This window comes from Vibrio sp. 1180_3 (assembly GCF_029478545.1).
Taxonomy (GTDB): Bacteria; Pseudomonadota; Gammaproteobacteria; order Enterobacterales; family Vibrionaceae; genus Vibrio; species Vibrio aestuarianus.
The window spans coordinates 22,430-32,800 of record NZ_SJFM01000035.1 but is presented as its reverse complement, the minus strand read 5'-3'; the positions used below and the strand labels follow the sequence as shown (position 1 = coordinate 32,800).

Annotated in this window: 7 protein-coding genes; 4 read left to right on the top strand and 3 right to left on the bottom strand. The window is 41.8% G+C overall.

Features of this window, described 5'->3' with window-relative positions:
- Positions 1-126: transposase (locus EYW48_RS17420; protein ID WP_141193184.1), on the bottom strand; the 126-nt coding region annotated here is incomplete at its 3' end.
- A 176-nt stretch (positions 127-302) separates the two neighbouring features.
- Between EYW48_RS17420 and EYW48_RS17415 the strand changes: the two genes are divergently transcribed.
- From EYW48_RS17415 to EYW48_RS17400, 4 genes are all read left to right on the top strand, one after another.
- Entirely contained in the window at positions 303-623 is a 321-nt protein-coding gene (locus EYW48_RS17415) for an IS66 family insertion sequence element accessory protein TnpB (RefSeq protein WP_274680546.1), read from the top strand.
- Positions 620-820 (top strand): IS66 family insertion sequence element accessory protein TnpB, encoded by a 201-nt coding sequence (gene tnpB / locus EYW48_RS17410; RefSeq protein WP_274680547.1) that lies wholly within the window; start codon positions 620-622, stop codon positions 818-820. Before EYW48_RS17415 ends, tnpB begins: the two co-directional genes overlap by 4 nt.
- Positions 821-1,331: 511 nt before the next feature.
- Positions 1,332-2,597 (top strand): group II intron reverse transcriptase/maturase, encoded by a 1,266-nt coding sequence (ltrA, locus tag EYW48_RS17405; protein WP_277432735.1) that lies wholly within the window; start codon positions 1,332-1,334, stop codon positions 2,595-2,597.
- A gap of 320 nt (positions 2,598-2,917) precedes the next feature.
- On the top strand, positions 2,918-4,447 hold the full coding sequence (locus EYW48_RS17400) for an IS66 family transposase (RefSeq protein WP_277432734.1): 1,530 nt from the start codon (positions 2,918-2,920) through the stop codon (positions 4,445-4,447).
- Positions 4,448-4,674: 227 nt separating this feature from the next.
- On the opposite strand, the gene EYW48_RS17395 is transcribed toward EYW48_RS17400, so the two are convergent.
- Positions 4,675-7,851 carry a tyrosine-type recombinase/integrase gene (locus EYW48_RS17395; protein WP_274680588.1) on the bottom strand — a complete coding sequence of 1,059 codons (3,177 nt, stop codon included), beginning with the start codon at positions 7,849-7,851 and terminating at the stop codon, positions 4,675-4,677.
- Between the two features lie 2 nt (positions 7,852-7,853).
- Positions 7,854-10,370, bottom strand: a complete 2,517-nt coding sequence (locus EYW48_RS17390) for a hypothetical protein (RefSeq protein ID WP_274680589.1) — start codon at positions 10,368-10,370, stop codon at positions 7,854-7,856.
- Position 10,371 lies beyond the last annotated feature (1 nt).

Below are 10,371 nucleotides of genomic sequence, written 5' to 3'. Positions count from 1 at the left end.
CATCGTGGACTTGCCCACATTCATGGCTTGGGCTGCTTCAGTCACTGAGTAATTTTGGTCTAAGACTAGCTGCGCTGCTTCTAACTTAAATTCTGCGCTAAATAGTCGTCTTGTACGTTTTGTCATAGTGTCACCTGTTAACTTATGAGGTGATGATATCACCTCTAACTAAGTGACCAAATTCACTATGCCAATACATGTTGATAAATAGATGAGTTGTTTGTAAACGCATCATAAACCCCGTATTCTAATCGTCTAGCCCGAATAATAAGATCAAACCTCCAACCCAAAGGAGATTTGAAATGGCCAAACGACGCACTAACCAAGAATGGCGAACCCTGTTCGAACGCTATGAATCCAGCCAGCTATCACAACGATTATTCTGTGAACGTAACGGACTGAGCCTCTCCACTTTTTACGCTAAGCGCCAACAGTTAAAGCACATCGAAAAACCGAACACGGTTGGCTTTGTTAAAGCAGAAGTCTTTGAAAAGACGACAAAGTATCAAGCCACTCACGTTGTCGTTGCCAACATGACACTACTTGTAAACAATGTTGAACTGAGCATTCCGCAAGGCACGCCAGCGACCTATCTGGCTGAACTGATTGGTGCGCTGTCATGAAACGTATGCTCAGCGCTCCAGAGATTTATCTGTATCGTGAAAGTGTCGATTTTAGAAAGTCCATCAACGGCCTCGCGGCGATTATCGAAAGTGACACCGACTTACCCTTGGGAAGTGGCGCACTGTTCCTATTCACCAACAAACAGCGCGACAAAATCAAAATTCTCTTTTGGGGTGTGCCACGAACAAAAGGTTAATGCCTTTTGGAGCTGTATTGCTGATGAGAGAAGGCCTCTCGAAATCTACCTGTAGGGGGCGGTTTCAAACCACCAAGTGCTGCTGTATTTAAGAGATATGGTAGTGAGCGACTTCGGAAAAGGTATCGATAAGATATCAGGTACGAATCAAGAAGATGAGCGAAAGCAAACCGTCCGATGACGCATCGTTAAGGATTAAGTATTGTCAAAACTTGGGGCGCCCAATAACCCAAGGATAAGCTGAAAGGAAACCTACTTACTGTTTCAGTGGCAATCGGTGTATAGGCGGCATGAGCTTGATTTAGGCAGCAGTATGGAACGTGGGAACCTGCATAAACATGAGAAGGGAAATAACAAATGGCAAATACCATGAGAAAGAATACCGAGGGTTTATGCAGGGGCGGAGCAACTCGTAGTAGTGATGAAGCATTTGTAATGAGTGTGGAGCGAAGGAGTTGCATTATCCAGTTGGTGAAATCACGTCAACCTAGTAATACTAGGGAGGAGCCACATGGCATCAACAAAATCGTTTGATATTTCAAAACAGCTGGTTTGGAATGCATATAAACGTGTAAAAGCTAATAAAGGTGCTGCGGGTGTGGACAGAGTTTCATTGTCTGCATTTGAGCAAAACTTAAAAGGGAACCTTTACAAGATATGGAATCGTATGTCGTCAGGCTCTTATATGCCACCGGCTGTTCAGCAGGTAAATATACCTAAGAAGGACGGTGGAATAAGGAGTCTGGGTGTTCCTACTGTGTCAGACCGAGTCGCACAGATGGTGGTTAAGATGTTAATCGAACCAGACATCGACAGATGCTTCCATACCGATTCGTACGGCTATCGACCGGGTAAGTCTGCTTTACAAGCTGTTGATAAAACTCGACAACGTTGTTGGCGGATGGACTGGGTTGTAGAGTTTGATATCAAAGGAGCGTTCGATAATATCGATCATGCTCTCTTGATGAAAGCGGTACGTCATCACGTAAAAGAGCCGTGGGCTTTGCTTTACATCGAAAGATGGCTAAAAGCACCAACCCTCACCGTCGATAGTACTTTGGTTCCTCGAACCCAAGGTACGCCTCAAGGTGGGGTCATTAGTCCATTACTGATGAATCTGTTCATGCACTACGCATTTGATGTTCGGATAAGCAAGACGTCTCCAAAGTGTCCATTTGCTAAGTATGCGGATGATGCCGTTGTGCATTGTCATTCCGAAGCCCAAGCCAACTACTTGCTTCGAGCGATAGAGGTAAGGCTGAAGGTGTGCAAGCTCACAATGCATCCAACCAAGTCAAAGATTGTGTACTGTAAAGACAGCAATCGACCACTTGCCTATCCAATAAAGGCATTCACCTTTTTAGGTTTTACGTTTAGACCAAGAAAGGCGAATAACAAGGAGGGAAAGCTATTTACAAGCTTTTTGCCTGCGGTAAGTAACGAAGCGTTAAAATCCATGCGATCACGTATCAGAACTTGGCGTTTGTCAGTAAGAACACCCTCGACGTTGGTAGAGTTATCACGTTTATACAACCCGATATTACGGGGATGGTTCCAATACTATGGATGTTTTTATCCAACACAAATGCGCAAACTAGCAGACTATCTGGAACTCAGACTGGGACGTTGGGCAAGGCGAAAATATAAACGCCTTGCAGGGCATAAGCGGAAAAGTGCACAGTGGTTAAGGCATGTCGCTAAAAGTAGACCAAGCCTGTTCATTCACTGGCACTATTTTGAAGATCAACGATTGGGTAATGGGAGCCGTATGATATGAGAGTATCACGTACGGTTCTGCGAGAGGCTAGAGGTGAAACTCCTCTGGTCTACTCACCATACCAATGGCTTCTGGCTTTATTACCGCCGACTGGAGAAAGGCCGCTTTAAATGGCCGAAACCAAATAAATCGGGTCACGTAGCTATTTCCAGACAGCAACTTCAGTGGCTATTATCAGGGCTTAATCTGGAGCATCCTAAGGCTCACCAGCCCTTATATGGTCTTGAAGTGTGAGCTAAAACCATGATCGATATAAAGGGCTTGAACGATCCTTTTCACCTGTCAGACTAACAGCATAATCTTGACCAAGAGCCTGACAAATGAATGACCTTCCTGATGATGTAGAACAACTGAAAGCGATGCTGTTAGCGCTTCAGGAAGCCAACCTGGCTAAGGATAAACTGCTACAGGCTCAGCAAGAAGAAATGGCTGAGCTTAAAACACGGGTGGAACTTCTACTTGAGCAACTCAATCTCAGTAAATCCAAACGGTTCTCTTCCCAAAGTGAAAAGGTGGCTAAAGGTACCTTTAACGAAGCCGAGCAGCAAAATGCGCTGAACAAGCCAGAGCCAGCCCATCATAAAAAAGGACGTAAGCCTTTACCCGAAGAGTTAGAGCGGGAAGTTCAGGTGCATACGCTGAATGCGCCACACTGCGAATGTTGCGGTCATGAACTGCATAAGTGTGGCGTGGAGACTTCGGAAGAGCTGAAGATCATCCCTCAGAAAATCAGTGTGCTCCGTCATGAACGAACCAAATATGCTTGCCGCCAGTGCGAGCATACCGAAATCAGTAGTAAGATAGTGACAGCTCCAAAACCCGCTAGCATGATCCCCAAAAGTATCGGCAGTCCAGAAACCTTCGCCGCCATCGTTACAGCAAAATATGTGGATGCATTACCGCTATACAGACAGGTTGATATCCTCAAACGCGGTGATATCGATATCAGCCGAGGTACTTTGGCAAACTGGTGCGTTCAGTTAGGGAGTAAAGTTGAAGTCATTATCGACCAGATGAAAGCCCGTCTGTTATCAGAAAGCCTTATCTGCGCAGATGAAACCACGGTACAGGTGCTATCGGAGCCAGGAAAGACAGCTCAGAGTCAATCCTACATGTGGGTCTACCGAAGTGGCGAGTTCCATACGACTCCCGTAGTCATCTACGATTACCAACCGAGTCGAAGTGCAAATTGTGTAAAAACCTTCTTGGGTGACTACTCAGGGTATTTACTGTCAGATGGATATCCTGCCTATGACACACTGAAAACAGTCACACAAGCGGGTTGCATGGCACATGTGAGACGTAAGTTCACCGATGCTCAAAAAGCCCAACCAACAAAGAAAGTGGGCCGTGTAGAGAAAGCGTTGAACTATATTGGAAAACTCTACGGCATTGAACGGGAAGTTAGAGAGCTAAGTCCAGAAATACGACAGCAGATTAGGCAACAAAAATCCAGCCCCGTTCTTGATGAGTTCCACAAATGGCTGGTCGGGATCAAAGAAACACAATTACCGAAGGGAAAGCTCGGGGTTGCTATCAACTATACGATAAACCAGTGGCCAAAACTCCTTACCTATCTGGCAGACGGAAATATCAGCATCGATAATAACGTGACTGAAAGAGATGTGCGTCCGTTTACGACTGGGCGCAAAAATTGGATGTTCTCAACTTCAGTTGGCGGAGCAAAGGCCAGTGCAAACCTCTATAGCCTGGTCATGACTTGTCGTGCTAACGATATCAATCCGTACTTCTACTTCGTGCACCTGTTCAGGGAATTACCGAAGCGCTCTTCAAGTGATGCTCTGACCGATCTTATGCCATGGAATGTAGAAATCCGTGAGGCTGAATAAGGCCTCACTGGTTAATTAAGCGTTTACGGATGTTGAGGTTTGCTTTAAGCCACTTCACGAGGCACTATTCAGCACCTAGCCATTGATGCATATACTGTGAGGGCGAATGGAAATTGCTCGAGTAAGAATATGGAATTGCATTTCGAAAGCGCAGCGAGTGACATATTTCATGTTGCAATTACTCATAATTCTCACTATGAACCATATACTTATAGCTGTCACGGGCGCTAGCCCTCAGGTCCTAACTGAAACGGTCTAACTTTTATATAAATAGCCAATAATCGTAGGAAACTCACAAAAGCCCTTGTCCTTTGTGGGGTGAAGATCTTATTACCATTTTCGTCATGTCGTTCATTATCAAATTTAGCTTGTAATACATGGATACTGATTGTGCCTGGTGGGTGGTATTTTAAATATTTACCGTCATCACTTATGGTCGTTTTAAATTTTCTTGAGCTTTTTATGCGAGCCGCAAATTTTTTAGGGACGATAACTTCTATGTGTATATTAGGAAAAATCTTTCCGCTAATTGTTGTATACCAGAATTTCAGGTGCTTTTTATATTCATCTAACTGGTTAATATTGCAGTCTTTCTCACTAGGGAAGTACCACTTAATTTTAACATGGCGCTCAGTTAACCCTATCACTTGCATCAATTTTAATAGTAGAAGGGCGGCATTTTTGTTGTGGGTACGAATTAGGTTGTCTTTAGAGCCGACGAGATCTGTTAGTATTTTAGCTAATTCTTTGAAGTTAAAACTGGCTGGTATTAACTCTTTTTTTTCTGCAGTTTCGAACAACTCTATGAGAGCATTAATTGCTTTTATGTTGCCCCTGTTCAGTTTGGTATAGTTAACTAAAGGTGTTAGTTCGTATCTGGAACGACGCAATGATGATTGAGTGATTTGTCCGTCTGCCCGTAAAACTGACAGGACTGACTCCTCATCAATTTTTAAAATGTATGAAACATCATTTGTTTTATGTCCTTCAGCCAAGAGACAAACTATATCCCAAACGGAGCGTAAGGAGACGCTTTGCTTGAATTCCATTTTTGGATTAATTACTAATTCGCGAATAGCAGTGTTTATACATGACTTATCAATTTCAGGTTTATATTCGATCGGATATACGCTTGTAAGTTCCTTTTTGGAATCTGGTATTGAGAGTAACCTACCTTGTTCATCTATACGTATTCTCTGTCCCCAGAATCGGCGAAGTAGAGATGGTGACGGGCGGTGTTTAGCAAATATTGTACGTCGAACAAGCTCACTGATATGAAAATAAGATGACGTAGTTACATCAGGTGAAGAGTGTCCTAGTAATCCAGATAGCGCCCAGAATTTTTTACGAGAAAAAGGCGATATTGCTAAACGCTTGCACAGCCTTTGAGAAGAATTAAGAGAAAAATAAGGGTGCTGACAAAAATCAACCTCGGACAGTTTTTTTAACACGGTAGGATTCAATAGAATCCACGTCCAATTACAAAAAGAGTGCCTGCAGTGATGAAAGCGTATATTTGGCTCGCCGGTAACAATTTTCATAATGTTGGTAAGAAGAATTAGAGATTCATTCAACTGACTGCTGTCACCAAATATTAATGACTTCCCCCGAGTGAACTTTGTTTTCTCGACGATTATAAATTCGATCAAAAACTCAAGTGGTGCTTCTGGCCAAAGACTATCAAGAGGAATATTTCTTGAACTTTCGCTCGATTTCAACTCTCGGTATTTATTCGGTCGAATGTGCAGGTTCGCATAATGATTACCTGCGATAGCGATATCTGCGAACTGTAATCCCGCGATTTCGCCGCGGCGTAACCCACTATAAAATCCAAAGCAGAAACATAGCTTAGCCACCCTAGATGTCGGCGTGTCGAGCTCATCACATGCTTTAATGATTTTATCTGCTTCTTGTTGGGTGATTAGGTTCGCATTGATTGCGTGTGATGTAGATGAAATATCGATATCCGATAGACATAAGTTAGTCACAAGCCCGCTTTCAATAAGATACTCAGCCAAATAGAGTACGTATACCTTTTTAGTGGAAGTAATGTGTTCTGCAATAATGTTAAGTTTTTCTGCCCAATCTAAATGTTCCATTAGTTTTGGATCGCAGCCGGAAAATTCTTGGATAAACGGTCCTGCGATGTAAGTGACATAGGCTCTAATAGTTGTTAACCGAAGGCGTTTTTTATATTTGCCACCGAACTTAAGTAGCTGATATAGCCAAGACAAGACCAACCAGCTCCATGGCGTTGCTTTGGCGATATCATTGGTTTCTAGCCACACCCTGAGTTCATCTTGTAACGTCTTGTTTATATTGATACTTTCTTTAAGAGATGCTTTTACCAATGGCTTAATAAAGTAATTAATGAGTTCAAGTTGTTCAGCTGTTGTAACCTCTTCTTGATCAACCGTTGTTTTTTTTCTCAACTGCTGTGCTGAGTTAGCGCAAGCAGATAGCCAAGCTACTTTCTGCCTAACGGTCATTCCACTTTTTTTTTCGTCTTCCTTCGTGATATCTTGCCGAACTCTTTGACCTGAAACTAATCTAAACAGTGAGATTTGCGAAATGGAGGTCGTTCTAAACGCACCTTGGCAAACAGAATATTCTATGGGGCTTGAGGTTAGGATGAACTCATTTTTCAGAAATGCGCGTAGGTCTATAAAACTCAGAGTATAATTGAAGGGAAGTAATCGGTTTTTATAGAGTTGTTTATTCACTTCTCCCATAACGTCGACTTTGGTTGTAGGACTAGCATTCCAATGGGCGGTAAGTAGTAGCTCAGCCATAGATGACAACCAATACCGCTGATTGTTTAGTTCGACAAACCAATGATTTTTGACTCGATAAAAATTGCATTCTTTAGCTAGTATAGCCTTAACATCTTTAGAACGGTCGATCCCTTCTTTTAATACTAGCCATATAATGAGGATAGCTTGATTTTGTTGTGGGCTATCTAAGAAACTCGCTAACTGAGATTCATTTTCAATAAGTTCATAAATGTTAGCTTGCAAACGAGACATTAAAAAATCATCAGGCTTGAGAAGAGGTATATCTTGTTTTATCTCGCAAGTTTGACTAATAGCTGGCGCTGTTATTTTTAAATTCTTCTCAATTACGCATAACAGTAGCTCCAATAGCTTTAGTTGAAGATTGTGATGCTCAAAGGTTTTGCTAAAACTACCTTGTATTTTTCGAAGAGAGCTAGGCTGTATGGCGTTATCTTTTACATGAGCATATCTTTGCGTGAGTAAATAGACTTTATTAATAAGGTTTAGTTTATCCGCTGTACTTAGCTTTTCGTTCTCTGTCAGCTTTAAGTAGTATTTAACTTCTTCTTGAGCGGCAACTAGATAATTAGTTTCTATTTCTTCGGTTAGTAATCGGTTTAGGCCGCTCATCGTTAGACTCTTTTTCTTGTTATTAATGAAGGGATAGCCTGCCAACCGATGTCCGTCAGCATCTGATTGAGAATTGGGCTTAAAGTTTCAATTGCTTCACAGTGAGTTAATGATGAATAGCGTTCCAGAGGCGTTTCTCCAGTTACCCAATGACCCAATTGAAATTTAATGAGTTCTTGGTGGATATTTTCCTTTTGCAAATAGCGGCGGACGTAATGGCGTCCAAAGTTAAGTGGTAAGTTAATGTGTTTACTTAAGCTCGAAGGGCCAGAGTTTTTCGTCTGATAGATTGTGTCATCATCTTCGACAGCAGTGAATAAGAAAAACACACCGTCATTAGATTGCGAGTTTTTGACTGATAAGAACCATTCAGTACGCTCTACTTTATTTGATAGGTCAAGTAGTTGATGCTCACATGTATGAGCATAAAGCTGTTGAGATTGCATTGGGTATAAATTGCTGATGAGATTTGCGAGTGTTTGAGAATGCTGTTTATAGTGCCTTAATTGTGATTCAAGCAGCGAGGGACAAGCAATGACTCGAGTATGTGAGAAGGTTTTCGCTGAATCTTTATCTGAAATGCACAGTGCTCCGTAGCGTAGCAAAAGCAGATCAAAACTAGGCATAGGATTATATACAGCACGATAACCCGAAGCGTTTATCAGCATGATTAGCGTGTAAATAGTGTATTGATTGTGGTAGTTCACTAACTCTTTGATATTTTTAACTACTTCAAATGCAGTATAAGTATGTAGTTTGCGAGTGTGCTCTGATACCCAATGGATTATAGCTTCTTTGGTTGGTGTGAACTGAGATCCTATTCCACGCTCATCAAGGTCTAGTTCAAGAGTGCCGAACAGAGGTGATTGGAATTCAGGGCTATAGAACTTGATTTGATTGAATATATCTGACCAAAGTTCTTGAGCTTTATTGTTAAGCTCCGTTTCTGAATACCAAGCATAGTGTCGAGGGGAGCGGCTGTAGTAGCTTATTTCTCCTCGTAGAATTTCTAGTATGACTGGGTCGTTTTTCTCTAGAGCTATTGTTCTGTTGATTAAGTAATTCTCTATGCGCTGAAGACTAATCTGGCAATGATAGCGTTTATTGAGCGCCTTCAAAAAAAGCTTAATGGCTTTTCTAAAAGTGTTTACGGAATGTTTACCTGACAGTTTGCTCCCCAATGTGATTCCACTGCGAGACAACGACTCGAAAAGAAAAATAGGTAGATGTATGGAAGCAACGGTTTTGGTTTTCAATAAATTTGCATTATTGGAATGTTTTCCTCGATCCGCGGTAGGTCTAGGGGCAACTTTTAATATTAACTTATCTCTTTTTATCGTTAGACCTATGTGGCTATTGTCGTTCTTATTGCTGGTTGGTACACAGCATGCGTTATCTAGGCTTCGACCAGTGATAAGAATAAAGGTTAGCAGGCATTGAACGTGGCTTTTTGCGACCTTTCCAATTAGTGTATTGCTATGCGAGTTTAACGCCTGCCATAGATAGAAAAGTTCATGTGGTTGAAGAATATTACGACTGACAGGAGTAATGTTGTGACTACGGCGAACATCTCTAGATATGCCTCGGCTCTTACTTGCAATTTTTGCAGTATCTTTGATAACCGAGACATCCGCTAATTCGTGAGTAGGCTTCGGTAGTATTGGCTGTTCAGTTTTGATAATAGCCAGCCCGGGATAATCTTCGTTCGCTGTTATCCCTGAATCAACTAGTGATTGTTTTAACGGCCTCTTATTTAACGATGCAGTAAACAAGTTGTCAGACCCTACGATTCTTTCAATTTTTCGGCGACTGAATGATGACCGAATGATTTTCTTTGAAGAACGCTCTATGTACGTTCTTTTCTTCCAGTCCAAGCGGTAAAAATGTTCTAACTCTCTTAGATAGTTAATATGGCTTGATGCAATTGGTTCATCGACAAAGTCATCTGTAAAGTCATCTGTATCATTTTCAGAGGTTAGTGATTGGCGATAGGCTCTAATATTGTCGGCTGTTTGTACTACTGAGTTTGAATCGAAACAGGCGCGATCTGTCAGTGGGTCTGTATACAAAAGCCTGAAGGCTCTGATTGATTGTTCCGTGTGGTTGTGTTCAAAGATAACCGGTTCATTGTCATAGTAATGCTTTAGGAAGAAAAGTAATGCGGACGCTGACTCCGGCGACAGATGTTCATAAAAAACGAAAAGAAGTGAAAAGAGGGGACGTTTACTCATCCAACCTTTGGCATGTACTCCGTTACTATATTGTGAATAATATGATTCCCCAATGTTTGTGAACAGTTCGAGTAACACATTTATTCTTGTTGCGTTTAGTTCAACTAAAGAACAGAAATGTTCAGGATGGGTAGTGAAGAAATATTCAAGAACCGCATGTACCTTTTGTAAGCCTCTAAAGTCGTTTGGGCAATCGATGAGTTCTAGTAGCTTCTCTAGATCTTCTAATAAGCTATCATGTGCGTGAGGAAGTAGTAGTTTGATTTCTTCAATTGTTGGGGTAGACATA

Excerpts from the sequence above, each read along its gene's own strand:
- tnpB (WP_274680547.1), top strand. The coding sequence starts at position 620 with ATGAAACGTATGCTCAGCGCTCCAGAGATTTATCTGTATCGTGAAAGT.
- ltrA (WP_277432735.1), top strand. The coding sequence starts at position 1,332 with ATGGCATCAACAAAATCGTTTGATATTTCAAAACAGCTGGTTTGGAAT.
- EYW48_RS17395 (WP_274680588.1), bottom strand. The coding sequence starts at position 7,851 with ATGAGCGGCCTAAACCGATTACTAACCGAAGAAATAGAAACTAATTAT.
- EYW48_RS17390 (WP_274680589.1), bottom strand. The coding sequence starts at position 10,370 with ATGTCTACCCCAACAATTGAAGAAATCAAACTACTACTTCCTCACGCA.
- EYW48_RS17415 (WP_274680546.1), top strand. The coding sequence starts at position 303 with ATGGCCAAACGACGCACTAACCAAGAATGGCGAACCCTGTTCGAACGC.
- EYW48_RS17400 (WP_277432734.1), top strand. The coding sequence starts at position 2,918 with ATGAATGACCTTCCTGATGATGTAGAACAACTGAAAGCGATGCTGTTA.